We start from the raw sequence: 26043 nt of genomic DNA, 5'->3' as shown, positions 1-26043 counted from the left end.
ACGCGGAGACAAGCGGGCAGGCCGACGCTCCCCCACGGCGGCCGCTCCCCGTCCCCGAGAGGACCGCTCCATGCCCGCTGCCCGCCGCGCCCGCCTGTCCGCCGTCGCCGCCGCGGGCAGCGGCGTGCTCGTCGTGGCGATGGCCGGCGCCGCGCTGGCCGCGGGCCCGCGGGTGGACGTGGACTGCGCCGACGTCGAGCGCTGCCCCGCGGCCACGCCGGCCGTGCGCCCCGTCGACGCGGGCGCCCCCGTCACCACCCCCGCCGTCGCCGACGAGGAGGACGGGCCCGGCTGCGCCGGCGGCGACGAGGCCGCCTGCGAGGACCGGGCCGGCACCGGGAGCCGGCAGGTCGCCGTGCACCCGGCGAGCGGGGCGGGCACCGCCGAGGCCGGCCGCCGGTGACCCGGTGGGCCCGCTGGTGAGGGTCGCCTGACTATCCACGGCCGCGGCGGTCGAGGACGATGGGGCGCATGAAGGTCGCCGTCGACTTCGATCTCTGCGAGTCCAACGCCGTCTGCATGGGCATCGTCCCCGAGGTGTTCGAGGTACGGGAGGACGACTTCCTCTACATCCTCGACGAGAACCCGCCGGAGTCCATGCGCCCCCGGCTCGAGCAGGCCGTGGCCTCCTGCCCCCGGGCGGCCATCAGCCTCGTGGAGGACGACTCCTAGCCGAGGGGTCAGGTCCTCGAGCCGCCGCCGTATCGGTGCCCATTGCTGCCGCAACAGCCATGGGCAACCGATGACGCGCGCGCGATCTGCCCACTCGCACGCCAGTGCCGACCCACCAACCCCGGTGTGCGGCTCAGACCGATCACCCGTCGCCAGACCGGCGTCGAGCTCGCCACCACTCGCCGAGCCGAACCACACGGTGGCGCCACGCGCAGCGACGTGCTGCTCAACCGCCCCTGACCAGCCCGAGCAGCACACCACAGCTCCCCGCACGACACAGGTGCGCTGCTCAGGTCGATCACGAGCGCCACCGGACCTCGAGCCGCACCACACGGTCGCCACCCCCGCAGCAACGTGCTGCTCGCGCCACCACACGCCCGACCTGGTACGCAGGAGCCAGGGTCGCCCGCCACTCCGATGTACGACTCGGACCGACCACCCGCCGCCGCCCCGGGGCCTCGCCCGCGATCACGACCGAGCCGCACCACACCGTCGCCGCACCCGCAGCAACGTGCTGATCAACCACCCCTGACCAGCCTGAGCAGCACACCACAGCTCCCCCATGGGCCCCGGTGTGCGGCTCGATCCGATCACGCGGGCGCACCGCGCCCACCGATCGGCTAGGGCTGAACCGCCCGCACGGAGAACATCAGCGGGAGGCGCGGGGCGCCGTTCGGCAGGCCGAACCAGCCGTCGCCGAGGTCGGTCATCCCGGGGAACCGGCGCCAGCAGCTGACGTCGTGCTCGACGAACGCGGTGAGCCGCAGCCCCGCCGACAGGACGGCGTCGAGCACCTCGTCGAGCCCGTGGGCCCACTCGTAGCTGACGGTGCTCCCGGACAGCGCCCCCCGGCCGGCGTAGGTGTCGGGTGAGTCGTAGCGCTCGGGGCCCGCGCCGAGGTAGTTGCCGTCCAGGAGCAGGCCGTGCTCCGGCTGGGGGTCGGCCGCGGCGAGCAGCAGCGGGTGGAAGTCGATCGCGTAGAGCACGCCGCCGGGGCGGAGCAGCTCGGCCACCACCCGCGCCCACCGGTGGAGGTCGGGCAGCCAGCACAGCGCGCCCTTGCCGGTGTAGACGACGTCGAACCGGCGGCCACCGAGTGCCTCGACCGCCGCGTACACGTCGCTCTCGACGTACTCGACGTCCACCCCGCACTCGGCGGCCAGCTCGCGGGCGGCGGCGACGGAGGCGCCGGACAGGTCGAGCCCGACGGCCCGCGCCCCGTGCCGCGCGAGGCAGATGGTGTCGGTGCCGATGTGGCACTGGAGGTGGAGCACGTCGCGGCCGGCCACGTCGATCGCGGCGTACTCGAAGCCGGCGAGGCGCTGCCCACCGCGGCGCAGGTGGTCGAGGTCGTAGCCGCGCAGGTGGACGGGCACCCGGGCGTCCCAGTTGGCCCGGTTCGCCTCGATCATCTCGGGGATGGACGCCACGATCGCCAGTATCGATCACCGCGAAACCGGGTTTCGGCGGTTGTCGTGCCGCCCGGCAGCACCGAGGATCTCCTACGACGCGCAAGGAGGCGAGATGACCGCCGTCTGGCACACCCCTTTGACTCCGCTGACGTTCCTGCAGCGCTCGGCGGAGGTGTTCCCCGACCGCACCGCCATCGTCCACGGCGACCGCAGGCACACCTACGCCGAGTTCGCCGCCGAGGCCACGCGGGTGGCGCACGCGCTGCGCGGTTCCGGGATCGGGCCCGGCGACCGGGTGGCCTACCTGCTGCCCAACATCCCCGAGATGCTGGTGGCCCACTTCGCGGTGCCGCTGGCGGGCGCCGTGCTCGTGGCGATCAACACCCGGCTGGCCACCGAGGAGATCCGCTACATCCTCGACCACTCGGGCGCGAAGCTGCTGGTGGTGGACGCCACGCTCTACCCGGCGGTGGCGCCGCTCGCGCGCACGCTGGAGACGGTCGACGAGATCATCACGGTGATCGATCCAGCGCAGCCGGGCGACGGCACCGGCAGCGGCGTCACCTACGACGACCTGCTGGCGCGCGGCAACGACGAGCCGCTGGCGTGGGAGGTCGCCGACGAGACGAGCTGCATCTCGATCAACTACACGTCGGGCACGACCGGGCGGCCAAAGGGCGTCCAGTACTCCCACCGCGGCGCGTACCTCAACTCGTTCGGCGAGGTGGTGCACTCGGGGCACACGTTCGACAGCGTCTACCTGTGGACGCTGCCGATGTTCCACTGCAACGGCTGGTGCACGCCGTGGGCGATCACGGCGGTGGGCGGCACGCACGTGTGCCTGCGCGAGGTGCGCGGCGACGTCATCTGGCAGCTGATCCGGGAGCACGGGGTCACGCACCTGAACGGGGCGCCCACCGTGGTCACCACGATCCTGCGCGCGCCGGAGGCGAGCGAGCTCGAACGGCCGATCACGATCACCACGGCGGGGGCGCCGCCGAGCCCCACCACGATCGGGCACGCCGAGCAGATGGGGTTCCGGATCGTGCACGTCTACGGGCTCACCGAGACCTACGGCCCGTACTCGGTGAACCAGTACCAGCGCGCGTGGGACGCGCTGTCGGTCGAGGAGCGCGCGGCGAAGCAGGCGCGCCAGGGCGTCGGGATGGTCTGTGCCGACAAGCTGCGCGTGGTGGACGAGCGGATGAACGACGTCCCCGCCGACGGCACCACGATGGGCGAGGTCGTGATGCGCGGCAACAACGTCATGCTCGGCTACTACCAGGACCCGGTGGCCACCGAGAAGGCGTTCGCGGGCGGCTGGTTCCACTCCGGTGACCTGGGGGTGCTGCACCCCGACGGCTACGTCGAGCTGCGCGACCGCGCCAAGGACGTGATCATCTCGGGTGGGGAGAACATCTCGACGATCGAGGTCGAGCAGGCCGTCGTGTCCCACCCCGCGGTGCTGGAGGCGGCCGTCATCGGGGTGCCGGACGAGCAGTGGGGCGAGCGGCCGAAGGCGTTCGTCGTACTCGCCGAAGGCAAGACCGCCACCCCCGACGAGCTGATCGAGCACGTGAGGTCCCGCATCGCCCGGTACAAGGCGCCGAAGGTCGTGGAGCTGGTGGAGCAGCTGCCGAAGACGTCCACGGGCAAGGTGCAGAAGTTCGAGCTGCGCGAGAAGGAGTGGTCCGGACACGCGTCCCGCATCCGCGGCTGATCGCGACGTCGTGATGCTCACAACGGGCGCGGGCACCCTAACCCCTTAGCATTGCTCATATGGCTCGTGCCGCGCGGGCGGCCGTCGGCGCCGTCACGACGACCACGGCATCCGTGCTGCCGGTGTTCCTCACCGGCGCGCTGACCGTGCAGATCTCGGCCGAGCTGGGGTTCGACCCGGCCGGTCTCGGCGTCGTCGTGGCGCTCTACTTCGGGATCAGCGCGGTGGCGTCGCTGCCGTGCGGCTGGCTGGTGGAGCGCTTCGGCGCCGGGCCGACGAGCAGGCTCGCGTTGCTCGGCACGGCGTGCGCGATGGGGTCGATCGCGCTGTTCGCCCGCTCCTACGCGGGGCTGGTGGTCATGCTGCTGTGCTGCGCCTGGTGCAACGTGCTGGCCCAGCTCTCGTCGAACCTGACGCTCGCGCGCCACGTGCCGGCCACGCGACTCGGGTTCTCCTTCGGGATCAAGCAGGCCGCCATCCCGATCGCCACGCTGCTCTCGGGCGCCGCGGTGCCCGGGATCGCCCTGACGATCGGCTGGCGGTGGGCCTACCTCATCGCCACGGGGTTGGCGCTCGGTGCGCTGCTGCTCACCCCGCGCGGGTCCGACGGGCGGGGACGGGCCTCCGCGGCGTCGGGCGAGCGGGCCACCGGGGCGCTGAGCGTCATCGGCCTCGCCGCCGGCCTGGGCGCGGGCGCCGCCTCCGCGCTCGGGATCTTCCTCGTGGCCGCCGCGGTCGACCGCGGCGTGGACGCGGGCCTCGCCGGGCTCACGCTCACGCTGGGCAGTGTCGTCGGGCTGACGTTGCGGCTCGTCAACGGGTGGCTCGCCGACCGGCGCTCGGGCGGGCACATCGCCGTGGTGGCAGGGAGCCTCATGGCCGGCGCGGTGGGGCTCGTGCTGCTGGCGGTGCCCGGCCCGCCCGCGCTGGTGGCCGGCACCGTGCTGGCGTTCGGGCTGGGCTGGTCGTGGCCGGGCCTGCTGCAGTTCGCGGTGGTGCGCCTGCACCCGGAGGCGCCCGCAGCGGCCACCTCGATCGTGCAGGTCGGGGTCTACGGCGGCGGGTTCGCCGGGCCCATCGCGTTCGGGTTCGTCGCCGCCCACGCCTCGTTCACCGCGGCGTGGCTCATGGGGGCGGCCTCGATGCTGGTGGCCGGGGTGCTCATGGTGGTGGGCAGGCGGATGCTCGTGGCCCACCGGGAGGCCGTCACAGCCGCGCGATGAGCGCGATGGCGTCGAACGGCGCGTGCACCTTGGCGTCGTTGTCGAAGTACACGTACACGTCCCGGCCCCCGGGGACGGTGGCCGCGGCAGGCGCCACGGTGAACTCGCCGGTGGGTGCTTCCCCGCCCCGCCACGCCCGCACCTTCGCGGCCCACTCGTCGAGCGCGTCCGCGGTGTAGCCGCTGGTGTAGAGCTCGGTGGCACCGTGTAGCCGGACGTAGACGAAGTCGGCGGTGACGTCCTCCAGGTGCGGCCACGTGCCTGCCGTGTCGGCCACCACGAGCGCCACGCCCTGCGCCCGCAACAGCTCCACGAACTCGGCCCGGCAGAACGACGGGTGGCGCACCTCGAGCGCGTGCCGCAGGGGGCGATCGGCGTCGACCTCGGTGTACGAGCGCCCGTCGAGGCGCTCGTCGTGCCCGGCTGCGAGCTGGGCCGCCGCGCCCGTGCTGCGCGGCAGCATCCGCAGGAAGGTTGCGACGCGGTCGGGGTCGAAGGCCGTGCGCGGCGACAGCTGCCACAGGACCGGCCCGAGCTTCGGCCCCAGCGCCAGCACCCCCGAGGCGAAGAAATTGGCCAGCGGCGTCTCGACGTCGCGCAGCTGCTTCATGTGCGTGATGAAGCGCCCGCCCTTCACCGAGAACACGAACCCGTCCGGGGTTGCGTCGGCCCACGCGCGATAGGACTCCGGGCGCTGCAACGAGTAGAAGGATCCGTTGATCTCGATGCTGGTGACCTGCCGGGACAGGTGCTCCAGCTCCCGGCGCTGCGCCAGGCCCGGCGGGTAGAACGTGCCCCGCCACGGCGGGTAGCGCCACCCCGACGTCCCGACCCAGACCCCAGCCACCCGCGCGAGCATTCCAGGACGAGGGCAGGATGGCCGCGTGGACGCACTGATCGTGACGGGGGCCGCGGGTGCGCTCGGGCACGCCGTGGTGGCGCAGTTCCGGGCCACCGGCCACCCGGTGGTGGCGCTGGGCCGGCCGGGCGAGCGGCTCGACGCGCTCGGCGCGCAGGACGGCGTGCACGCCGTGCCCGTCGACCTCGCCGACCGCGCGGCGGTGCAGGCCGCGTTCGCCGAGGTGGACGCCCTGCCCGTCACCCCGGAAGGGCTGGTCGCGCTCGCGGGCGGGTTCGTGCCGGGTTCCCTCGCGGAGGTCGACGAGGAGCAGCTCGAGGGCCTGTGGCGCTCCAACTTCAGCTCCGCCCTCTGGGCGGCGCAGGCCGCGGCCCCGCGGCTCGCGGCGCGCGGCGGCGGTTCGATCGTGCTGGCCGGGGCGCGCACCGCGCTGACCGGCGCCGCCCCCGTCGCCCACGCCACGAGCAAGGCCGCGGTCGTCCGGCTCGCCACGGTGCTGGCCGGGGAGCTGCGGGGCGACCGGATCCGGGTCAACGCCGTGCTGCCCTCCACGATCGACACGCCGGCCAACCGCACCTGGATGACCCCGAAGCAGGCCGAGCGCGCGGTCGCCCCGGAGGCGATCGCGAAGGTCATCGCCTTCCTCTGCAGCCCCGACGCCGCCCCGATCAGCGGCGCCGCGATCCCGGTGTACGGCGATGCCTGACCTGCGGACGGCCGTCGGTGCCGTGCTCGACTGGCCGGTCGGCCACGCGGCGGCCGCGGTCGTCGACGCCACGGGGGTGCGCGCCACCGCGGGCGAGACCGGCCGTGAGTTCCGGCTGGCCTCGGTCACCAAGCCGCTCGCGGCCTACGCCCTGCTCGTCGCCGTGGAGGAGGGGGCGGTCGAGTGGGACACGCCCGCGGGTCCCGAGGGCTCCACGGTGCGCCACCTCGCGGCCCACGCCTCCGGGCTCTCGTTCTCCGACGGGGTGCAGCAGGCGAAACCGGGCGCGCGCCGGATCTACTCGAACGTCGGGTTCGAGGTGCTCGGCGAGACCGTCGCCGCGGCCGCCGAGATGCCGTTCGAGCGCTACCTGCACGAAGCGGTGCTCGCCCCGCTCGGCATGGCGCAGACCAGGCTGGAGGGCTCCCCCGCGGCGGGCGGTGTCTCCACCGCCGACGACATGGCCCGGTTCGCGGCCGAGCTGCTGACGCCCACCCTCGTGCACCCGGACACCCTCGACGAGGCCACCACGGTGGCCTTCCCCGGCCTCGACGGCGTCCTGCCCGGCTTCGGCCGCCAGCAGCCCAACGACTGGGGGCTCGGGTTCGAGATCCGCGACGGGAAGTCGCCGCACTGGACCGGCGCGAACAGCTCGCCCCGCACCTTCGGCCACTTCGGCCAGTCCGGCACCTTCCTGTGGGTCGACCCGGACGTCGGCGCGGCGTGCGTGGTGCTGACCGACCGCAACTTCAGCGCGTGGGCGGCCGAGGCCTGGCCGCCGTACACCGACGCCGTCCTCGCGGCCCTCTGATTCGTCGTGACCGCTTCCGGGGGCCGTCCGGAACGGCATCTGGTCCTCGGGGCGCTCGAGCAGCACGTGGCTGTCGTACTGCCCGCTGGGACGCGCTTCTCGGTCCGATCGATCGGCCTGAGCAGTACCTCACGGCTGCGGCAACAGCCCCGGCGTGCGTCTCGCGCTGATCACATCCGGCACGAGCCGCGAGCTGGGGGCATGAGCCCCTGCTACGTCCACGGCCACCGGGCCGCACTAGCGAACGTGCACCGACCAGATCTCCTCGGCACGGGCACTGGCCTCCGGGGTGAAGTAGTCGCCGGTCCTGAGGTCCTCGAGCAGGGTCGCTTCCTCCGGGGACCAACCCAGCAGCGCCTGGGTGTGCGCGCTGGAGACGGGCACGTCGAGGGAGAAGAACCCGGCCAGGAACGGGTTCCCGAAGTGCGCGACGGCCTGCTCGGGGGTCTGGGAGACGAGCGGGACGTCGAGGATCTGTGCGACCTGCTCGGCGATGCTCCGGATCGGGACGGCGCTCTCGCCCACGCCGTGCACCACGCTGCCGGCGGGAGCTCCCTCCAGAGCGAGCCGGAAGAGGCGCGCGGCGTCGGCGCGGTGAACGGCGGGCCACCGGTTGGTGCCGTCGCCGGTGTGGGCCGAGACGCCCGCTCGGCGCGCGGCCGCGATCAGGGCCGGGATGAACCCGTGGTCGTGCGGGCCGTGCACGGTGGGCGCGAGCCGCACGACGCAGGCCCGGACCCCGCGTGCGGCGTAGCGCAGGCAGGCCTGCTCCCCGGGGATGCGGAAGGCCGCGACCGAGTCGGGGTCCGGCGCATCGTGCTCGGTGCTGACCCGGCCGGCCGGCATCACCAGCGTGCCCGACGTGCTGACGAACGGCTTTCCCGTTCCGGCCAGGGCGTCCCCGAGCGCCTCGATCGCGGCCGTGTCCCGGCGGACGAGGTCGTCGGGGTCGGCGAAGCTGCCGCCGAACCCCATGTGCAGGACGCCGTCGGCGGCCTCGGCGCCGCGGCGCAGGCCGTCGAGGTCGTCCAGGGATCCGCGGTGCGCCACGGCGCCCAGTGCCGCCAGCCGCGCAGCCGCGGCGTACGAGCGCGCCAGGCCGGTGACGGTGTGGCCGGCCGCGACGAGCTCGGCGACGACGGTGGGTCCGGTCTGCCCGGTACCGCCGGTGACGAAGACGTGCATGCGAATGCTCCCCGTTGTGTCAGTAACTGGCACTACGTAGCGCCAGTCGCTGACCTTACGCGTAGCGCCAGTGACTGACACAACGTGACGCCAGTCACTGGCACAACGCGGTAGCCTCGGCCGGTGCCACGGAGCGGAGCGGAAGCGCGGCGGCGCCTGCGGGAGGCGGCCCTGGAGCTCTACCTGGAACGGGGGTTCGACCAGACCACGGCGGCGGAGATCGCCGCCCGGGCCGGGGTCAACGAGCGCACCTTCTTCCGGCACTTCCCGGACAAGCGCGAGGTGCTCTTCGACGGCGATGGCGACCTGCGCGCCGCGCTGGCGCAAGCGGTCGCCGAGGCGCCCGACGGGCTGGAGCCGTTCGCGGTGCTGCTCCACGCATTCCGGAGGTCCGCCCAGGAGCTGGAGAACACCCGCCCGTACTCCGAACCGCGCTGGAAGGTCATCGCGGCCACGCCCGCATTGCGCGAACGCGAGCTGGCCAAGCACGCGTGGCTCGTCGAGGCCGTGGCGGAGGCACTGCGGCGGCGCGGGACCGCCGCCGGCGTGGCCGACCTCGCGGCCCGCACCGGCTGGGCCGCCTACCAGCACGCGGTGCAGGCCTGGGTCGACGAGCCCGCACAGGGCCTGTCGGTGCACCTCGAGCGGGCGTTCGACGAGCTGCGCGCCCTCTCCAGCACCGCGCCGCCCGGCCCGGATCGAACTCCCCCGAATTGATCTCCGCGGCCGGGAATCATCCGGCGGGGTCGCCCGTTGTACAGCGTGTCCGGGCCGGGCGACCTGTGTCCCCGGGTCTCACATATAAAGAGCCTTCACGGAATACCGTCCGGCTGGAGCCGTGTCGTGCCACGCGCCGCGAGGCGACCAGCGCTCGGTCCGGACACCCCTCTCGCGCCGGGAACAGAACCCGGCCCGGGATGGTTGCAGGAACTGTCCGACGCCGGGCGATCCGAGTCCCCGGGTCCCAACCACTCGCCACCCTGCGGGGTGTGCCTCGCGCCGTGAGGCGACCGGCGCCCGGCTTCGGACCGCTCCCGCCCCACAGACCTGCCGCGTCCGGCGTTCCCGCCGCCGTCGACGCGGCTGCCCGGGCGGCGCTGCCCCCGACAGCGCCGCCCCCCACATCCTCCGGTGTACGGCATCGTTGAGCTGGGAATTCAGCGCGGGAGCAGCACGTTGTACCCAGCGGACACTTCCTACTGCAAGGGCGGCGACCGTCATGAAGGGCGACCGGGTAGAGATCGTCATCGACGCCGGCAGCGGCACCACACGCACCTACGAGATCGAGGCCACGCGGGCGGGCCGGAAGGTCAACATCACCCACTCCCGAGGGGTCGTCGAGGTCAGCGAGACCACGCGCGGCGGCAGCACCGTGCGCACGGCGCGCTTCCTGGCCGGCCGCGTCCTGGCGCTGGTCGAGCACCCCGCGACCGACAACCCGGTCGCGGACGAGCTCGTGCCCGCCCTACGCTCGGTCTGACCCCCCACCGCGAGGCAGATTCCCGCACCGATGTCCCCTCCCCCGGCCCGAGCGGCTGACGCGCGCCCCGAACCGGGCGCCACCTCGGACACCACGCCCGCCGTCCCCTCCCGCGACGGCGGGCGTTCTCGGCGTCCCCGGCGCCGCAGGCCCCGCTCCCGGCAGGCAGGCGAGGGCCTGCCGGTACCGGCGGGCGACGCCCCTCCCGTCTCCGACGCGGAGCTCGACGCGCTCGCCGAGCGCCTGCCCGCGCTCTCGTTGCAGGACGAGCACGCGATTGCGCGGCGCCTGCACACCGTGCGCCGCACCCGTGACGCGGCGGCGCGCGCCCGTGCGGCGGCGGGGATCGCCGCCGCCGTCGACACCGCCGAGCAGCGGATGGCCGCGCGCCGGGCCGGCGAGTACACGATCCGCTACCCGGAGGCGCTGCCGGTCAGCGCGCGCAGGGACGACATCGCCGCGGCGATCCGCGACCACCAGGTCGTGATCGTCGCGGGCGAGACCGGGTCCGGCAAGACCACGCAGCTGCCGAAGATCTGCCTCGAGCTCGGCCGCGGGGTGCGCGGGCTGATCGGGCACACCCAGCCGCGCAGGCTCGCGGCCCGCACCGTCGCGGCGCGCATCGCCGAGGAGCTGGGCACCGAGCTGGGCCACACGGTGGGCTGGAAGGTGCGCTTCACCGATCACGTCGGCGAGAAGACGCAGGTCAAGCTCATGACCGACGGCATCCTGCTCGCGGAGCTCGCGGGCGACAAGATGCTGCGGCAGTACGACACGCTGATCATCGACGAGGCCCACGAGCGCAGCCTCAACATCGACTTCATCCTCGGCTACCTCACGCAGCTGCTGCCGCGCCGCCCGGACCTCAAGGTGATCATCACCTCGGCCACCATCGACGTGGAGCGCTTCGCGAAGCACTTCGACGCCCCGGTCGTCGAGGTCTCCGGCCGCAGCTACCCGGTCGAGATCCGGTACCGGCCCGTCGTCGACCTGGACGACCCCGACCACGACCCGGACCGCGACCAGCTCGACGCCATCGGCGACGCCGTGGCCGAGCTGCAGCGCGAGGGGGACGGCGACATCCTCGTGTTCCTGCCCGGCGAGCGGGAGATCCGCGACACCGCGGAGGCGCTCGCCAGGCGCGACTTCCGCAACACCGAGATCCTCCCGCTCTACGCGCGGCTGTCCACCGCCGAGCAGCACCGCGTCTTCGCCCCGCACCCCGGGCGGCGGGTCGTGCTCGCCACGAACGTCGCCGAGACGTCGCTCACGGTGCCGGGCATCCGCTACGTGATCGACACCGGCACCGCGCGCATCTCCCGGTACTCGCGCCGGCTCAAGGTGCAGCGGCTGCCGATCGAGAAGATCTCGCAGGCCAGCGCAAACCAGCGGGCGGGCCGATGCGGTCGCGTGGCCGACGGCATCTGCATCCGGCTCTACAGCGAGGACGACTTCGACGCGCGCCCGGAGTTCACCGACCCGGAGATCCTGCGCACCAACCTCGCGTCGGTCGTCCTGCAGATGATCTCGCTCGACCTCGGCGAGCTCACCGACTTCCCGTTCGTCGAGCCGCCCGACCCGCGCGCGGTCGCCGACGGCATCGCGCTGCTGCAGGAGCTCGGCGCGCTGGACGGCAAGAGGCTCACGGCCGTGGGCCGGGCGCTCGCCGCGCTGCCGGTGGACCCCCGGCTGGGCCGCATGCTCGTGGAGGCCGACCGCAACGGCTGCCTGCGCGAGGTGCTCGTCATCGCCGCGGCGCTGTCGGTGCAGGACCCGCGTGAGCGCCCGGCCGAGCAGCGCCAGGCCGCCGACGCCAAGCACGCCCGGTTCGCGGGCGAGTTCACCGCCGACGGCACCACCCTCGACGCGGGCGGCTCCGACTTCCTGGCGTTCCTCAACCTCTGGCGCTACGTCATCGAGCAGCGCCGGGAGCTGTCCGGCAACCGGTTCCGCCGGCTGCTGCGCGACGAGTTCCTGCACTTCCTGCGCATCCGCGAGTGGCAGGACCTGCACTCCCAGCTGCGCCAGGCCGCCCGCAACGCCGGCCTCACCCCCAACGAGACCGACGCCGACCCGGACCGCATCCACATGGCCGTGCTGTCCGGGCTGCTCTCGCAGATCGGGTTGCGCGACGACGGCCCGGAGCGCGGCGACCGCGGGAAGGATCGGCCCAAGGATCGGCGCGGCACCGGGCGGGAGTTCCTCGGCGCCCGCGGCGCCCGATTCATGATCTTCCCGGGCTCGCCGCTGGCCAAGAAGCCCCCGCGCTGGGTGATGGCGGCCGAGCTGGTGGAGACCTCCCGCCTCTTCGCCCGCACCGCCGCCCGCATCCAGCCGGAGTGGATCGAGCCGCTGGCCGGGCACCTGGTCAAGCGCACGTACTCCGAGCCGCACTGGTCACGCAAGCGCGCCGCCGCCGTGGCCACCGAGCGCGTCACGCTGTACGGGATCCCGATCGTCGTCGGCCGCACCGTCGACTTCGGGCGGATCGACCCCGAGACCTCCCGCGAGCTGTTCATCCGGCACGCCCTCGTCGAGGGCGACTGGGACACCCGCCACCGCTTCTTCCACGCCAACCGCGAGCTCCTCGAGGACGTCGAGGAGCTGGAGCACCGGGCCCGCCGCCGCGACCTCGTGGTGGACGAGGACACCCTCGTCGCGTTCTACGAGGAACGCATCCCGGCCCACGTCGTCTCCGGGCGCCACTTCGACTCGTGGTGGAAGAAGGAGTCGCGCCGCACCCCCGACCTGCTCGACTTCACCGAGGAGATGCTCCGCACAGCGCAGGCCGCGGGCGTCGACCGCTCCGCGTACCCCGACCACGTCGAGGCCGGTGGGCTCACGCTCCCGCTGTCCTACGCGTTCGAGCCGGGCGCGCGCAGCGACGGCGTCACCGTGGACGTGCCGGTGGCCGCGCTGCACCAGGTCGACCCCACGCCGTTCACCTGGCAGGTGCCCGGGCTGCGCGAGGAGCTGGTCACCGCGCTGATCCGCACGCTGCCCAAGCAGCTGCGCAGGCTCTTCTCCCCGGCCCCCGACCACGCCCGCGCCGTGCTCGCCCGCCTGCAGGCCGGGCGCGAACCGCTGCTCGACGGGCTGGAGCGCGAGCTCGGCCGGATGCGGGGCGTCGAGATCCCCCGTGAGGCCTGGGAGCTCGACCGGCTGCCCGAGCACCTCACCGTGACGTTCCGGGTGGTGGACGAAGCCGGGCGCGAGGTGGCGCGGGGCACCGACCTGGAGGCGCTGCGCCACGAGCTGGCCCCGAAGGTGCGCGCGGAGCTGGCGGCCGCGGGCGTCGACATCGAGACCACGGGCGCCACCACCTGGTCGTTCGGCACGCTGCCCCGCGAGCACCCGATCCGGCGCGGATCGCACACCGTCACCGGCTACCCGGGGCTGGTCGACCGGGGCACGAGCGTGGACGTGCGGGTGTTCCCCACCGCGCCCGAGCGCGATCCGGCCCACCACCGCGGGGTGCGGCGGCTCCTGCTGCTGGAGACCCCTTCACCGGTGCGGCAGGTGCAGCGCGACCTGGACAACGCCGCCAAGCTGGCCCTGTCGCGCAACCCGCACGGCTCGGTGGCCGCGCTGCTCGACGACTGCGTCACCGCCGCCGCGGACCACCTGATCGCCGCCGCGGGCGGCCCGGCGTGGGACGAGCGGGCCTACGCGCGCCTGCGCACGCTCTTCCGCGACAAGCTGCCGGCCACCACCCTGCAGGTGCTGCAGGCCGTGCGCGGCGTGCTCGTGGTGTGGCACCGGGTGCAGGCGCAGCTGGCCGACCTGCGTGCCCCCGTGCTGGCCGCGGGCGTCGCCGACGTCACCGCGCAGGTCAACGCGCTGGTCGGCCCCGGCTTCGCCACGGCGGCAGGCGCCACCCGGCTCGCCGACGTCGCCCGCTACCTGGAGGCCGTGGAGCGGCGGATCGAGAAGCTGCGCGCCGACCCGGCCCGCGACGCCGAGTGGACGGCGCAGGTCCGCGTGGTGGCCGACGAGTACGCCGCCGAGCTGGCGGCGCTCCCACCGGGTGTGGAGCCCGGCCCGGCGCTGCGCGAGATCCGCTGGATGATCGAGGAGCTGCGCGTCGGGCTGTACGCCCACCCGATGCGCACCCGGTACCCGGTGTCGATCAAGCGGATCCAGAAGGCGATCGACGACCTACCGTGAGTGGATACGAGTGCTGGAGCACTCGTATCCACTCACGGGTTCTGAGCTGGGCGGACGGCGAGGAAGTTCATCGCCCGGAAGGAGATCGGCGCGCCGTCGTCCTGGTTGAGCAGCTCCACCTGCGTCACGACGATGCCGCGGTCGGGCTTCGAGCGCGACACCCGCGACTCGAGCACCGTGGCGCGCAGCCGGAGCTGGTCGCCGGGCCGCAGCGGCACCTTCCAGCGCAGCTCGTCGACGCCGGGTGAGGCGAGGCTCGCGACCTTCGACAGGTAGTGGTCGGCCAGCAGGCGCATCGCGAGCCCCGCCGAGTGCCAGCCGCTCCCGATCAGGCCGCCGAACGGCCCGCTCACGGCGAAGCCGGGGTCGATGTGGATCGGCTGGGGGTCGAACTGCTCGGCGTACCGGAGGATCTCCTCCTCGCTCACAGTGAGGAGGCCGTACTCGTACTGCGCGCCTTCGACGTAGTCGTCGAACCAGCGGTCGTCGATCGGGGCGGTGAAGTCGGTGGCACCGAGGGAGCGGGTCATGCCCCCATGATCTGCCGGGATCGGGCGATCGGCGATGACTTCCGCCGCCGTCCGTGGTCTGTCCTGTCACACCCTCTCGGACCGCGCACGAGGAGAACCCGTGACCGCCACGTACACGTTCGACGTCTTCACCAGCCTCGACGGCTTCGGCGCCGCGAGCGGCGACTGGACCGGCTACTGGGGCAAGCAGGGCCCCGAGCTGCTCGAACACCGCTTCGCGGTGTACGGCGAGGAGCAGCGGATGGTCTTCGGGGCCACCACGTACCGCGCCTTCACGCAGATGCTGGCCGCGAGCACCGAGGACTCCGACGTCCGCGACCCGTGGGTCACGCGGATGGTGGACCTGCCCGCCACCGTGGTGTCGACCACCCTGGACGGCCCCCTCGACTGGCCGGACGCCACCCTCGCCAAGGGCGACGCCGTCGACGTCGTCGCCCGGCTCAAGGAGGAGTCCCCCGTGCCGTTGCGCTCGCACGGCAGCCTGTCGATGAACCGGGCGCTGCTGGCCGCCGGCCTGGTCGACCGGATCCAGGTCACGGTCTTCCCCGTGATCACCGGCCGGTCCGGGCTGGACCCGATCTTCGCGGGTGCGGAGGACTTCGATCTCGAGCTGATCGAGACCCGCACGCTCGACGGCCGCACCCAGGAGCTCGTCTACCGGCCGACGCTGCACCCCGTGCCCTGACGATCAGAACGGCGCGACGGGCGGCGCCTGCGGCTCACGCGGGTTAAGGTCCCGATCATGCGGGAGCCCGATCCGACCAGGCCGTCGCCGCCCGACGACAGCTACCTGCGGTCGCTCACCGCGGCCACCGAACGCGCCGTGCGCGCCGCGGAGCCGATCACCTCGGAGCACGCGGGTGCGCCGGAGGAGATCCGCTCGGCCGTGCTCGCCGCGGTCCGGGAGTGCGGCGACGACCTCGTCGCGCTCAGCCATGACCTGCACGCCCACCCGGAGGAGGGGTACGCCGAGCACCGCTCCGTCCGGGCGGTGGCGCAGCTGCTGGAGCGCCGTGGGCACACCGCCGAGGTCGGTGTCGGCGGGCTCGACACCGCTCTGGTGGCCACGCGCGGCACCGAGGGCCCGCACATCGGGGTGCTCGCGGAGTACGACGCACTACCCGGGATCGGCCACGCGTGCGGGCACAACATCATCTGCGCCACCGCGGTGGGCGCCTTCCTCGCCGCGGCAGGTGCGCAGGAGCGGCTCGGCGGCAGGCTGTCGCTGATCGGCACGCCGGCCGAGGAGGGCGGCGGCGGCAAGGAGGCGCTGGCCAGGGCCGGCGTCTTCGACGACGTCGACGCCGTGATCATGCTGCACCCCTTCACCCACGACATCGCCCTGCACCCGTTCCTCGGCCGCCGCCAGGTCGAGATGGTGTTCCACGGGGTGGCCTCGCACGCGTCGGCGCAGCCGTTCATGGGCCGCAACGCCCTCGACGCCGCGGTGGCCGCCTACCAGGGCGTGGCCGCGCTGCGCCAGCACCTGCCGGGCAGCGACCGGGTGCACGGGATCTTCACCGACGGAGGCGCCCGGCCGAACGTCGTGCCCGAGCGCGCCGCCGTGCAGTTCTACGCCCGGTCGGCGGCACCGGAGACGCTGCGGGACCTGGCGGTGCGGCTCACGGAGATCGCGCACGGTGCCGCGGCGATGACCGGCTGCGGCGTCGAGTTGCGCTGGGACGACCAGCCGGCGTACCTGCCGATCCGCTTCAACCACGCCCTCGCCGCCCGCTGGGCGGTGAACCAGGAGCCGGTGGGGCGCAAGCCGCTGCCGCCCGGCGTGGTGCCCGATTTCCTCACCGGGTCCACCGACCTCGGCAACCTCAGCTACCGGATGCCCGCGCTCCACCCGATGATCGCGGTTTCCGATCCCACGGTCGCCCTGCACACCACGGACTTCGCGGAAGCGGCAGGCAGCGCGGCGGGCGACCGCGCGGTGCTCGACGGCGCGGTCGGCCTCGCCCTCACCGCGGCCGACTACCTGGCCGATCTCGCACTGCGCGACGCCGTCCGCGCCGAGTTCGCGGCGGCGGGCGGACCGATCGACGTGCCGACCTACTTCGACTGACCCCGGAACGAACCGCGAGGAGGCCGCGTGAGCACCGTCAGCCAGTCCGCCCCACCCGGCCGCCTCGACCGCGCGCTGGACTGGATCGAACGCGCCGGCAACCGGCTGCCCGAACCCTTCATGCTGTTCGTGCTGCTCACGCTCGTGGTGGCCGTGCTGTCGTCGGTGATGGCGGCGTTCGGGGTGTCCGTCATGATCCCCGACGACGACGAGGTCACCCCGGTGCGGGGGGCGTTCAGCGGGGCAGGCCTGGAGTTCTTCTTCACCGGGCTGGCGGAGAACTTCATCGGGTTCCCGCCGCTGCGCACCGTCGTGACGATCATGCTCGCGGTCGGCCTCGCGGAGCGGTGCGGGATGCTCGCGGCGCTCATCCGGCTCGCGTTCTCGGGTGCTCCGCGCTGGATGCTGCCCTACGCACTCGGGTTCATCGGCGTGAGCGGCAGCGTCATGGCCGACTCGGCGTTCATCATCATCCCGCCGCTCGCCGCCATCGTGTTCAAGGCGGCGGGCCGGCACCCGGTGGCCGGGCTGATCGGCGGGTTCGCCGCCGTGGGTGCGGGCTACTCGACGTCGCTGCTGGTCACGAGCCTGGACGCACTGCTCGCCGGCATCACGAACGGGGTGGCGGCCACCCTCCCCGTCACCGGCACGCCCGTCACGCCGATCTCGAACTACTTCTACAACGTCGTCTCCGCGGTCGTGCTCAGCCTGATCGCGGGCCTGATCATCGACCGGGTCGTGGAGCCGGGGCTCGTGCGCTCCGCCTTCCCGGACACCGAGGTCGAGGAGGACGACCGGCCGGCTCCCACGCCGGACGACCCGACGGCCGAACCGACGAGCTCCACCGTCACCACGGCCGAGCGGCGCGGGCTGCGCCTCGCCGGGGTCGCGCTGCTCGTGCTCACGGCGGCGGTGCTCGTGCTGGTGCTCGTACCGGGTTCCCCGCTGCGCAACGAGACCGGCGGCTACCTGCCGAAGTCCCCGCTGCTGGACTCGGTGGTCACGCTCGTGTTCCTGGCGTTCTTCGTGCCCGCGCTCGCCTACGGCATCGCTGCGGGCACCATCCGCCGGGGCTCGGACGTGCCGGCGCTGATGGGCCGGGCGTTGAAGGACCTCTCCGGGTTCATCGTGCTGGCGTTCATCCTCGGCCAGTTCATCGCGCTCTTCGCCTGGACGAACATCGGCGCGTGGCTCGCGGTCTCGGGTGCCGACCTGCTGCGGGCGATCGGCCTCACCGGCTACCCGGCGATCCTCGGGTTCGTCGTGCTGGCCTCGCTGCTCAACCTGTTCGTCGTGTCCGGCTCCAGCCTGTGGACGCTGATGGCGAGCGTGTTCGTGCCGATGTTCCTGCTCCTGGGCTACGAGCCCGCGTTCATCCAGGGCGCGTTCCGCGTGGGCGACGCGGCTACGCAGGTGATGACCCCGCTCAACCCGTACATGATCGTGCTGCTGACCTTCGTGCGGCGCTACCAGCCGAACGCCGGGCTGGGCACGGTGATCGCGAAGATGGTGCCCTTCGTGGTGCCGTTCTGGGTGGCGTGGGTGCTGGTCCTGACCGTGTTCTACGCGTTCGGCATCCCGCTCGGGCCGGGCGTCGGCGTGCACGTGCAGCCCTGACGACTCGAGCCCGTCCGGTCAGCGCGGGGAAGTCGTTGGGGTACGGCGCGCTGCGGGCCACGACCGGTGGGGCCCCGAGCAACCGCGCGGCGTCGGCGGCCGGGGTCAGCCGCCGGAGATGTCGAGCACGATCAGGCGGCCCGAGGCCCGATCGCTGACGTACGCGTGGGTGTCGGTCACCGCGATGTCGGCCGCGGTGACGGCGCTGTCGGGATCCGACGCGCGCGTGACCGTCCGGGTGCCGGCATCGATCTCGATCACGCGGCCGCCGCCGCGCGTCACGGCGAAGACCCGGCGTCCGTCGGGCGTGACGGCGACGGCCTGCACGACGTCCCCGCCCGGGACGGGGATGGTCGTGAACGCGGGTGTGGTGCCGTCGGTGGCGAAGACCCCGACCGCCGACGCCTGGGCGACGTAACCGGTGGGGCTGGTCGGGCTGAGCGCGACGTCGAGGGTGAAGGGACCGGTCGCGATGGTGCGCTCCGAGGTCGCGGTGGCGGGGTCGATCACCGAGACCAGGTCGTGGTCGGCGTTCGCCACGTAGATCCGCGCCCCGTCCGGGCTGACCTCCAGCCCGGGCTTCCGTCCTGCTCCGTCGTCGATCGGGGTGACGGCGCCGGTCCGCACGTCCACGGCGGTCACTCCCGACGGCGTCGTGGCGTACACGCGGTCCCCGTCGGGTGCGGCCACCACGCTCTGGACCTCTTCGCCCTCGAGCGCGACGCCGAGGACCTGAGGCGTCGAGGGGTTCGAATCGAGCACGACCAGGCCCTCGTCCGTCGCGACACAGGTTCGGCTGTTCCCCAGCGCGACCGCGATGTCGGCACCCCGACTCTCGAGGTCGAGGGTCTCGTCCACGACGTTGTTGCCGGTGTCCACGAGCGTGAACCCGACGCCGACCGCGACGGCGGCACGCCGCCCGCCGTCGCGGTCGTTGAAGAAGTCGATCCCCCCGGGGTCGGGGCCGACCGTGATCGCGCCGATGGTGCCGATGGTGCCGATGGCCGGCTCGCCGGCCGGCGGGGGTTCGTTCCCGCCACCGGCGGCACCGTCCGGGACGAGTGTGGAGGCGATGATCAGCCCGGTCGCAGTGCCGAGCGCCAGAGCGCCTGCGACCAGGGCCGGACGTCGCCGCGACCGGCCCGGTTCCGGCGCCGGTTCGACGCCCGGCGCGTCACCGCGCGGCTGCGGACTCCCGGGCGGGGCAGGCGGCCGGGCCGTCCAGGCCACGTTGCGGGCGATGACGATGTGCCCCTGGACGTCGCTCTTCTTCTTGGGCCGCTGCCGGGGCATCTCCTCCACGACGCGGTCGTGGACGTAGCTGTAGAGCTCGTCGACGGTGATGTCCCCGTCCCCGTCGAGGTCGGCGGTGCCCTCGCGGAGCCCGTCGACGAGGTGCCGGGTGAACACCGACTGCGTCGCGCTGCCGTGCACCCGGTCGCCCTCGAACGAGTACTGCGCCGCGTCCGACGCCGTGAGCACCACACGGCCCGTGCCCTGCAACCTCTCGAGCACGTGGACGTCGCCGGCCGCCTTGATCCCGCGACCGGCCGGGAACGCGCCGCTGTAGCAGCAGTCGAGCACGACGACCTTCTGCCGCGACGCGCAGCCCTCCAGCGCCTGGTCGAGCTGCGCGGCGGGCAGCGAGGTGAACAGCAGGCTGTCCCGGCGGGTGTTGGACGTCGCGAGGTACAGCCTGCCGTCGTCGTCCTTGAGGCCGTGGCCGGTGAAGTACAGCAGGGTGAGGTCGTCGCGGCGGCGGTCGCGGTACAGCTCGCCGATCGCCTCGCCCACCCGGTGGTGCGGTTCGTCTATCAGCACGTCGACCTCGAACCCCGCGATCCGCGGGTCCCGCAGCACGGCGGCGAGCGCCTCCACGTCCGCGGCCGGGGCGGTGAGCCGGCGCAGCGCGGGGTCGTCGTGCTCCTGCGTGGCGATCAGCAACGCCAGGCGCCTGCCCACCGGGTCAGTGCGCGGAGTGGCGGCGGACGAACGCCTCGACCAGCGTCTCGCGCTCCTCCGCGGTGGCGCGCGCCAGCTCGATGGTGTCACCGTCGACCGTGAGCGTGATCCGGTGGCGGTCCGCCTGGCGGTTCAGCCAGTCCTTGATCGTCTCCACGACCGCGGCGAAGACACCGCCGGAGGCGCTCATCGCCAGGACGATCGCGCCGATGGTGACCGGGTCGGCCGCCTTCGAACCCGGCGGGACGGCAGGCGCGCCGCCCGTCCGCACGACGTCGAGGTCGGTGTCGAGGTCGATCTCGGACAGCTCGCGGCGCAGCCGCCGGACGGCCAGCTCCCGTTCCTCCGGGCTCGACTCCGGGTCGGGCTGCAGCTCGAGCCTGACGTCGACGGTCCGCTGAGCCGGCCCTGCGTCGGTCATCTGTCTCCGTCCATCACGGCCTGCGGGTGATCCGTCACATGATGGAGTGATCATCGATCACTGGCAACACCGCTCGGGAGGACCTGGCGGGCCAGGTGGGCGAGGGCCGCGGTGATCTGCTCCGGCGTCACCCCGTTCGTGCGCTGGTGGCGGAACACCTCCGGGGCGAGGGGCGCCAACAGCACGTCCACCAGCGCGTCCGGTTCCGGGGCGGCCGCCTCCACCAGCAGCGCCCGCACGTGCGCGCGCCAGAAACCGTAGGAACCGACCGTGAACCGCGCCGCCCCGGCGTCCTCGGCGAGCAGCAGGGGCAGGTGCCGCTCGAGGTGCTCGACCATCGCCGCGTAGAACGCCGCCAGCCGCTCGGCGGGCGCGGCGCCGGGCCCCAGCGGCGGCTCACCCCGCAGCAACTCCTCCTGCACCACCCGCTCGTGCTCGCCGAGCAACGCGGCGGCCACCGACGAGACGTCCGGGTAGCGCCGGTACAGCGTGGCCCGGCCGACGCCCGCGGCGCGGGCGATGTCGTCCATCGTGACGGAGCGCGGGTCCTCGGTGCGGCGGAAGATCTCCGCGGCGGCCGCGAGGACGCGGGCCCGGTTGCGGGCGGCGTCGGCGCGCTCGGTGGGCGGCGCGCCCACGCGCGGGTACTCGACGGCCTCCACCGGCTCAGGTTAGTCCCGGCCAGGACGCGCTCGCGTGGGCGAGCAGCACACCGCCCGTGATGAGCGCCAGCGCGCCGAGCCGAGCCGGCGTGAGCGGGTCGTGGTGCACCGCGAGCCCGAGCAGTACCGCACCGGCCGCCCCCATCCCGGTGAAGACGATGTAGGCCGTGCTGACCGGCACGCCGTCGAGCGTGGCCCGGGCCAGCAGCACGATGATCGCCACGCACAGCGCGACGCACAGCACGCTCGGCCAGAACCGGGTGAGCCCCTTCGTCGGCGGGATGCTCTGCGCCCAGGCGATCTCGACCACCCCCGCGGCGAGCAGCCACAGCCAGCCGTTCACACGCGTCCCCGTCGCACCGCTCGTTCCCCCGCTCACGCCGCGACGACGGCGCGGGCCGCCAGGCGGTCGACCTCGGCCTCGGCCGCCACCAGCGACGCCTCGTGCTCGGCCCGCCGGTCCGCGAGCCGGGGGTCGACGAGGGAGTTGACCAGCTCGGCCGCCACGACGTCGACCTCGGTCACCGCGAAGTGTCCGTCGAAGAAGTCGCGCAGGTAGGTGGTGGCGTGCTCGACGGCCGCTCGGGGCGTGCCCGGCTGGTAGGCGCCACCCCGCGCGCAGACCACGATGAACCTGGTGCCGGCGAGCGACATCCGCGGGAACGTGACCTGGTCGATCCAGGCCTTGAGCGCGGCGGGGACCGAGAAGTTGTACATCGGGGTCGCCACCAGCACGACGTCCGCGGCGAGCAGCTCGTCGAGCAACGGCGCCACCACGGCCCAGGCCGCGCGCTGCGCCGGCGTGCCGACGACCTCGGCGTACCGGCGGGGCTCTGTGAGGCCCCGCCGCATCACCTCGTCGCACAGTTCCGTCCACGCCTCGCCGATGAACGGGACGGGGTCGGCGGCGAGGTCGCGGTGGACGTAGGGCGCGTCCGGGTGGGCGGCGCGCCAGCGGTCGGCGAAACGTGCGCCGAGGCGGCGGGACAGCGAGCGGGAACGCGCGCTGGCGTCCAGGTGCAGCAGGCCGGGCACGGCAGCCTCCAGGAGTAGAAGTGGACACTACGACCACTTCTACTCCTGAACCGGACGTGATGTCCAGTTACTTGATGGCGCCCAGCGACAACCCCTGCACGAGCTTGTCCTGCGCCGCGAACCCGGCGATGAGCACCGGCAGCGACACCACGACCGACGCCGCGCACACCGTGGCCAGGAACAGGCCCTGACTGGTGACGAAGCCGGTGAGGAACACCGGTGCGGTCTGCGCCACCGTCGCGGTGAGCACCCGGGCGAACAGCAGCTCGTTCCAGCTGAAGATGAAGCAGATCAGCGACGTGGCCGCGATCCCCGGCAGCACCATCGGCACGACGACCGTGCGCAGCGTGCGGGTCAGGCTGCACCCGTCGATCGACGCCGCCTCGAGCACCTCCACCGGCACCTCGGCGAGGAACGACCGCATCATCCACACCGCGATCGGCAGGTTCATCGACGTGTACAGGATGATCAGCAACCAGATGTTGTCGAGCATCCCGATGCTCTGCGCGATCAGGTAGACGGGCAGCAGGCCCGCCACCACCGGCAGCATCTTGGTGGACAGGAAGAAGAACAGCACGTCCGTCCACTTGCGCACCGGCCGGATCGACAGCGCGTACGCCGCCGGGATCGCGAGCACCAGCACCAGCGCCGTGGACAGCACGCTCGCGGTGAGCGAGTTCAGCAGCGACGGCCACGGGCTCGTGCCGGTCTCGGCGCCGAAGAAGTTCGCGTAGCCCTCGAGCGTGAGCGGCGCGAACAGCGACGGCGGGTTGGTGGCCGCGTTCTCCTCGCTGTGCAGCGAGGTGAGGAGCATCCACAGCACCGGCAGCACGAACAGCACGCCGACGACCCAGGCCAGGATCGTGAGCAGGCTGCCCACGGGGTTGCGGGCCGGCGGGTTGACCCGCGGGGCCGCGGTGGGCGGCGCTTCCAGGGTGGCGGTCATCGGGCCCCCTCCTCGCGGAACAGCGACGACACGGTGCGCAGCGCGAACGTGGCGATGATGATCGTGCCGATCACCACGATGACGCCGGCGGCCGAGGCGCGGCCGTAGTCGTGCGCGTTGTAGAAGATCTGGTAGATCGTGTAGGGCAGGTTCGCCGTGCCCAGGCCACCCGAGGTGATCGTGAAGACGGCGTCGAAGTTCTGCACGATGTAGATCGACCCGAGCAGGGCACCCAGCTCCAGGTACTGGCGCAGGTGCGGCAGTGTCATGTGGCGGAAGATCTGCCACGACGTGCAGCCGTCGATCTTCGCCGCCTCGATCACGTCGAGCGGCTTGCTCTGCAACCCCGCCAGCAGGATCAGCATCATGAACGGCGTCCACTGCCAGACCAGGGAGGCCACCACGGCCGTGAGCGGCATCGTGGAGATCCAGTCCGGCTGCGGGGCGTTCTCTCCGAAGATCCAGGTCAGCACGCCGTTGAAGAGGCCGTACTCCGGGTTGTAGAGCGCGTGCTTCCACACGAGCGCCGCGGCCACGGGCACGATCAGGAACGGCGTGATCATCATCGTGCGGACGACCCCGCGGCCACGGAACGCGCGGTCCAGCAGCAGCGCGATCGCGAGGCCCAGGATGAGGCTGACCAGCACCACCGACACCGTGAGCACGATCGTGGTGACGATCGAGTCGCGGGTGGTGACGTCGGTGAGCACCCGCCGGTAGTTGTCGAACCCGGCGAACCCCACCTCGTCGGGGTAGTAGGCGTTCCAGTTCATGAACGAGATGACCAGCGTGCCGACGAACGGCAGCTGCGTCACGATGATCAGGAAGATCAGCGCGGGCAGGAGCGGGGCGCGACGCGCCCAGTCACCCGCGTGACGCAGCGCGGCCTTCTCCTCCTTCGACCGGTTCCACGAGGGCCCGGTACGCGGTTCCACCGCTGTACTCATGACTGCCCCTCCGCCCGGGAGCGGTACCGCTCCGCAACGTCGTCGGCCAGTTCCTGACCCCGCTCGAGGGCCTCGTCCACCGTCACCAGCCCGGCGATCGCCGAGCTCACCTCCTGCGACACCTGCGTGCCCAGGTCGGGGAACTCCGGGATCCCGACGAACTGGATGCCGAGCGCCGGCCGCGGCTGCACGCCGGGGTTGCGCGGGTCGGCGGTCTCGATGGCGTGCTTCGTCTGCTCGGCGAAGGCGCCCGCCTCGGCCACGTACTGCGGGTTCTCGTAGGTGGACGCCCGCTTGCCCGCGGGCACGTCGGACCAGCCGACCTGCTCGCCGACCAGCTGCTCGTACTCCTTGCTCGACGCCCACGAGATGAACTTCCACGCGGCGTCCTGCTTCTCGCTGGCGGCCTGGATGCCCCACGACCACGCGTACAGCCAGCCCGCGCTGTCGGTCTCGACCACGGGCGCCGGGGCGTAGCCCATCTTGCCGCGCACCGGCGAGTCGGCGGCCTCCAACGAGCCCGCCGCGGAGGTGGCGTCGTACCACATGGCGGCGTTGCCCTGGATCATGTTGTTCAGGCACTCGGTGAACCCGGCCTGCGGGGCGCCCGCCTCGCCGTGCTCGCGCACCAGGTCGACGTAGAACTGCACGGCCTCGCGGAACTCCGGCGCGTTCACCTGCGCTTGCCAGTCCTGCGTGAACCAGGTGCCGCCGAACGTGTTGACCACCGTGGTGAGCGGCGCGAAGACCTGGCCCCAACCCGGCTGGCCGCGCAGGCAGATCCCGGCCATGCCCGGCTGCACACCGTCGAGCCGGGCCGCGATGTCGGCCACCTCCGGCCACGTGGGCTGCTCGGGCATCGTGATCCCCGCGGCCTGGAGCACGTCGGCGCGGTACATCAGGAACGACGACTCGCCATAGAAGGGCTGGCCGTAGATCTGGCCGTCGGGCCCCTTCAGGGACTCGGTCATCGACGGCAGTATGTCGGCCTGGTCGAACGCCGGGTCGTTCGCGATGAAGGGGTCCATCGGCGCGATCCAGCCGCTGCGGGCGTAGATCGGGATCTCGAAGTTGGACAGCGACGCCACGTCGTACTGGCCCGCCTGGCTGGAGAACTCCTGGCTGATCTTGTCGCGCACGTCGTTCTCGGGCAGCACCGTGAAGTTGACGTGGATGCCCGTCTGCTCGGTGAAGTGCTCGGCCGTCAACCTCTGCAGGTCCACCATCTGCGGGTTGTTGACCATCAGCACGTTGATGCTGTTCGCCCCACCGCCCCCGACGCTGCCGCCCCACCCGGCGCAGGCAGTGCTCGTCAGCAGCACGATGAGGGAGAGCAGTGCTGTTCGCACGCTCGATCGCTTCATTGCGTCCCTCCGGCTTTGGTGCTCAGATGAGCACAGCCCCGATCACACGATCAGAGTGTGGCAACGAGCCGACCGCAACTCAATGGCTTGTGGAAGAATGGGCGAAGTTCCGCTCATATGAGCGACAGTTGCGGGCGGCGCTGTCTTGCGGGGGAGGCGCGCAGGGAGCGAGGAACGAGCGACCGAGCACCGGAGGAACAAGACGGGGCCCGAGGGCCCGCAAGTCCGCCGGAGCGCAGCGGAGGCAAGCAAC

The 26043-nt window shown here is 72.9% G+C and carries 24 protein-coding genes; 12 read left to right on the top strand and 12 right to left on the bottom strand.

The annotated features are described in order from the left end of the window. The first annotated feature begins 70 nt into the window (after nucleotides 1–70). Together ACFPL3_RS12315 and ACFPL3_RS12310 are read left to right on the top strand one after the other, a co-directional pair. Entirely contained in the window at nucleotides 71–403 is a 333-nt protein-coding gene (locus tag ACFPL3_RS12315; protein WP_379588956.1) for a hypothetical protein, read from the top strand. A 68-nt stretch (nucleotides 404–471) separates the two neighbouring features. Then, on the top strand, nucleotides 472–672 hold the full coding sequence (locus ACFPL3_RS12310) for a ferredoxin (RefSeq protein WP_343944368.1): 201 nt from the start codon (nucleotides 472–474) through the stop codon (nucleotides 670–672). Nucleotides 673–1292: 620 nt separating this feature from the next. Here the strand turns inward: ACFPL3_RS12310 and ACFPL3_RS12305 are convergent. Further along, entirely contained in the window at nucleotides 1293–2102 is an 810-nt protein-coding gene (locus tag ACFPL3_RS12305; RefSeq protein WP_343944369.1) for a class I SAM-dependent methyltransferase, read from the bottom strand. Nucleotides 2103–2196: 94 nt separating this feature from the next. On the opposite strand from ACFPL3_RS12305, the gene ACFPL3_RS12300 reads away from it, so the two are divergent. Both ACFPL3_RS12300 and ACFPL3_RS12295 read left to right on the top strand, forming a co-directional pair. Beyond that, nucleotides 2197–3804 carry an acyl--CoA ligase family protein gene (locus tag ACFPL3_RS12300; RefSeq protein WP_343944370.1) on the top strand — a complete coding sequence of 536 codons (1608 nt, stop codon included), beginning with the start codon at nucleotides 2197–2199 and terminating at the stop codon, nucleotides 3802–3804. A gap of 59 nt (nucleotides 3805–3863) precedes the next feature. Beyond that, entirely contained in the window at nucleotides 3864–5027 is a 1164-nt protein-coding gene (locus ACFPL3_RS12295) for an MFS transporter (RefSeq protein WP_343944371.1), read from the top strand. On the opposite strand, the gene ACFPL3_RS12290 is transcribed toward ACFPL3_RS12295, so the two are convergent. Next, entirely contained in the window at nucleotides 5011–5886 is an 876-nt protein-coding gene (locus ACFPL3_RS12290; RefSeq protein WP_343944372.1) for a DUF72 domain-containing protein, read from the bottom strand. The genes ACFPL3_RS12295 and ACFPL3_RS12290 overlap by 17 nt on opposite strands. Before the next feature lie 25 nt (nucleotides 5887–5911). On the opposite strand from ACFPL3_RS12290, the gene ACFPL3_RS12285 reads away from it, so the two are divergent. Continuing rightward, nucleotides 5912–6592 (top strand): SDR family oxidoreductase, encoded by a 681-nt coding sequence (locus tag ACFPL3_RS12285; protein WP_379588955.1) that lies wholly within the window; start codon nucleotides 5912–5914, stop codon nucleotides 6590–6592. Continuing rightward, a complete protein-coding gene (locus tag ACFPL3_RS12280) occupies nucleotides 6585–7403 on the top strand; it encodes a serine hydrolase domain-containing protein (protein WP_343944375.1) in 819 nt (272 codons plus the stop codon). The genes ACFPL3_RS12285 and ACFPL3_RS12280 overlap by 8 nt, the downstream gene beginning before the upstream one ends. Nucleotides 7404–7640: 237 nt before the next feature. Here the strand turns inward: ACFPL3_RS12280 and ACFPL3_RS12275 are convergent, their stop codons facing one another. Further along, nucleotides 7641–8588: an SDR family oxidoreductase gene (locus ACFPL3_RS12275; protein ID WP_343944376.1), complete on the bottom strand. Its 948-nt coding sequence runs from the start codon at nucleotides 8586–8588 to the stop codon at nucleotides 7641–7643. Between the two features lie 123 nt (nucleotides 8589–8711). Between ACFPL3_RS12275 and ACFPL3_RS12270 the strand changes: the two genes are divergently transcribed. From ACFPL3_RS12270 to hrpA, 3 genes are all read left to right on the top strand, one after another. Continuing rightward, nucleotides 8712–9305: a TetR/AcrR family transcriptional regulator gene (locus tag ACFPL3_RS12270; protein ID WP_343944377.1), complete on the top strand. Its 594-nt coding sequence runs from the start codon at nucleotides 8712–8714 to the stop codon at nucleotides 9303–9305. 502 nt (nucleotides 9306–9807) lie between these two features. Beyond that, complete coding sequence (locus tag ACFPL3_RS12265; protein ID WP_343944378.1) at nucleotides 9808–10068, top strand: hypothetical protein; 261 nt, start codon at nucleotides 9808–9810, stop codon at nucleotides 10066–10068. Nucleotides 10069–10098: 30 nt separating this feature from the next. After that, nucleotides 10099–14235: an ATP-dependent RNA helicase HrpA gene (hrpA, locus tag ACFPL3_RS12260; RefSeq protein ID WP_343944379.1), complete on the top strand. Its 4137-nt coding sequence runs from the start codon at nucleotides 10099–10101 to the stop codon at nucleotides 14233–14235. A gap of 32 nt (nucleotides 14236–14267) precedes the next feature. Here hrpA and ACFPL3_RS12255 read toward each other — a convergent pair whose 3' ends face one another. Continuing rightward, on the bottom strand, nucleotides 14268–14765 hold the full coding sequence (locus tag ACFPL3_RS12255) for a MaoC family dehydratase (RefSeq protein WP_343944380.1): 498 nt from the start codon (nucleotides 14763–14765) through the stop codon (nucleotides 14268–14270). Nucleotides 14766–14865: 100 nt separating this feature from the next. On the opposite strand from ACFPL3_RS12255, the gene ACFPL3_RS12250 reads away from it, so the two are divergent. Genes ACFPL3_RS12250 through ACFPL3_RS12240 form a run of 3 tightly spaced genes read left to right on the top strand, consistent with a single transcriptional unit; the run spans nucleotide 14866 to nucleotide 18453 of the window. Then, nucleotides 14866–15450 (top strand): dihydrofolate reductase family protein, encoded by a 585-nt coding sequence (locus ACFPL3_RS12250; protein WP_343944381.1) that lies wholly within the window; start codon nucleotides 14866–14868, stop codon nucleotides 15448–15450. A gap of 57 nt (nucleotides 15451–15507) precedes the next feature. Next, nucleotides 15508–16836, top strand: a complete 1329-nt coding sequence (locus ACFPL3_RS12245; protein ID WP_343944382.1) for a M20 family metallopeptidase — start codon at nucleotides 15508–15510, stop codon at nucleotides 16834–16836. A gap of 27 nt (nucleotides 16837–16863) precedes the next feature. After that, the gene (locus ACFPL3_RS12240) at nucleotides 16864–18453 is read left to right on the top strand and encodes an AbgT family transporter (RefSeq protein WP_343944383.1); all 1590 of its coding nucleotides are present in this window, start codon (nucleotides 16864–16866) and stop codon (nucleotides 18451–18453) included. 105 nt (nucleotides 18454–18558) lie between these two features. Here the strand turns inward: ACFPL3_RS12240 and ACFPL3_RS12235 are convergent, their stop codons facing one another. The 8 genes from ACFPL3_RS12235 to ACFPL3_RS12200 form a co-directional block, all read right to left on the bottom strand. After that, complete coding sequence (locus ACFPL3_RS12235; RefSeq protein WP_343944384.1) at nucleotides 18559–20415, bottom strand: caspase, EACC1-associated type; 1857 nt, start codon at nucleotides 20413–20415, stop codon at nucleotides 18559–18561. A gap of 4 nt (nucleotides 20416–20419) precedes the next feature. Next, entirely contained in the window at nucleotides 20420–20836 is a 417-nt protein-coding gene (locus ACFPL3_RS12230) for an effector-associated constant component EACC1 (RefSeq protein WP_343944385.1), read from the bottom strand. A 50-nt stretch (nucleotides 20837–20886) separates the two neighbouring features. After that, nucleotides 20887–21498: a TetR/AcrR family transcriptional regulator gene (locus ACFPL3_RS12225; RefSeq protein WP_343944386.1), complete on the bottom strand. Its 612-nt coding sequence runs from the start codon at nucleotides 21496–21498 to the stop codon at nucleotides 20887–20889. Between the two features lie 4 nt (nucleotides 21499–21502). After that, the gene (locus ACFPL3_RS12220) at nucleotides 21503–21841 is read right to left on the bottom strand and encodes a DMT family transporter (protein ID WP_343944387.1); all 339 of its coding nucleotides are present in this window, start codon (nucleotides 21839–21841) and stop codon (nucleotides 21503–21505) included. A gap of 32 nt (nucleotides 21842–21873) precedes the next feature. Next, complete coding sequence (locus tag ACFPL3_RS12215; RefSeq protein WP_343944388.1) at nucleotides 21874–22533, bottom strand: FMN-dependent NADH-azoreductase; 660 nt, start codon at nucleotides 22531–22533, stop codon at nucleotides 21874–21876. A 67-nt stretch (nucleotides 22534–22600) separates the two neighbouring features. Then, nucleotides 22601–23479, bottom strand: coding sequence for a carbohydrate ABC transporter permease (locus ACFPL3_RS12210; protein ID WP_343944389.1), 879 nt, complete (start codon nucleotides 23477–23479; stop codon nucleotides 22601–22603). Next, on the bottom strand, nucleotides 23476–24426 hold the full coding sequence (locus ACFPL3_RS12205; RefSeq protein WP_343944390.1) for a carbohydrate ABC transporter permease: 951 nt from the start codon (nucleotides 24424–24426) through the stop codon (nucleotides 23476–23478). Before ACFPL3_RS12205 ends, ACFPL3_RS12210 begins: the two co-directional genes overlap by 4 nt. Then, complete coding sequence (locus tag ACFPL3_RS12200; protein ID WP_343944391.1) at nucleotides 24423–25775, bottom strand: ABC transporter substrate-binding protein; 1353 nt, start codon at nucleotides 25773–25775, stop codon at nucleotides 24423–24425. The genes ACFPL3_RS12205 and ACFPL3_RS12200 overlap by 4 nt, the downstream gene beginning before the upstream one ends. Between the last annotated feature and the right edge of the window lie 268 nt (nucleotides 25776–26043).

It is taken from the genome of Pseudonocardia zijingensis (genome assembly GCF_042657305.1).
Classification (GTDB): Bacteria; Actinomycetota; Actinomycetes; order Mycobacteriales; family Pseudonocardiaceae; genus Pseudonocardia; species Pseudonocardia zijingensis.
The sequence above is the reverse complement of the archived record's forward strand: the minus strand, read 5'-3'. Positions and strand labels throughout refer to the sequence as shown.

What these genes read in the sequence shown, in the direction of transcription:
- ACFPL3_RS12275 (WP_343944376.1), bottom strand. Translation starts at nt 8,588, where the DNA reads ATGCACGTCTTCGTCACCGGCGGTACCGGGCAGACCGGACCCACCGTC.
- ACFPL3_RS12280 (WP_343944375.1), top strand. Translation starts at nt 6,585, where the DNA reads ATGCCTGACCTGCGGACGGCCGTCGGTGCCGTGCTCGACTGGCCGGTC.
- ACFPL3_RS12245 (WP_343944382.1), top strand. Translation starts at nt 15,508, where the DNA reads ATGCGGGAGCCCGATCCGACCAGGCCGTCGCCGCCCGACGACAGCTAC.
- ACFPL3_RS12295 (WP_343944371.1), top strand. Translation starts at nt 3,864, where the DNA reads ATGGCTCGTGCCGCGCGGGCGGCCGTCGGCGCCGTCACGACGACCACG.
- ACFPL3_RS12315 (WP_379588956.1), top strand. Translation starts at nt 71, where the DNA reads ATGCCCGCTGCCCGCCGCGCCCGCCTGTCCGCCGTCGCCGCCGCGGGC.
- ACFPL3_RS12300 (WP_343944370.1), top strand. Translation starts at nt 2,197, where the DNA reads ATGACCGCCGTCTGGCACACCCCTTTGACTCCGCTGACGTTCCTGCAG.
- ACFPL3_RS12310 (WP_343944368.1), top strand. Translation starts at nt 472, where the DNA reads ATGAAGGTCGCCGTCGACTTCGATCTCTGCGAGTCCAACGCCGTCTGC.
- ACFPL3_RS12255 (WP_343944380.1), bottom strand. Translation starts at nt 14,765, where the DNA reads ATGACCCGCTCCCTCGGTGCCACCGACTTCACCGCCCCGATCGACGAC.
- ACFPL3_RS12230 (WP_343944385.1), bottom strand. Translation starts at nt 20,836, where the DNA reads ATGACCGACGCAGGGCCGGCTCAGCGGACCGTCGACGTCAGGCTCGAG.
- hrpA (WP_343944379.1), top strand. Translation starts at nt 10,099, where the DNA reads ATGTCCCCTCCCCCGGCCCGAGCGGCTGACGCGCGCCCCGAACCGGGC.
- ACFPL3_RS12210 (WP_343944389.1), bottom strand. Translation starts at nt 23,479, where the DNA reads ATGACCGCCACCCTGGAAGCGCCGCCCACCGCGGCCCCGCGGGTCAAC.
- ACFPL3_RS12265 (WP_343944378.1), top strand. Translation starts at nt 9,808, where the DNA reads ATGAAGGGCGACCGGGTAGAGATCGTCATCGACGCCGGCAGCGGCACC.
- ACFPL3_RS12205 (WP_343944390.1), bottom strand. Translation starts at nt 24,426, where the DNA reads ATGAGTACAGCGGTGGAACCGCGTACCGGGCCCTCGTGGAACCGGTCG.
- ACFPL3_RS12290 (WP_343944372.1), bottom strand. Translation starts at nt 5,886, where the DNA reads ATGCTCGCGCGGGTGGCTGGGGTCTGGGTCGGGACGTCGGGGTGGCGC.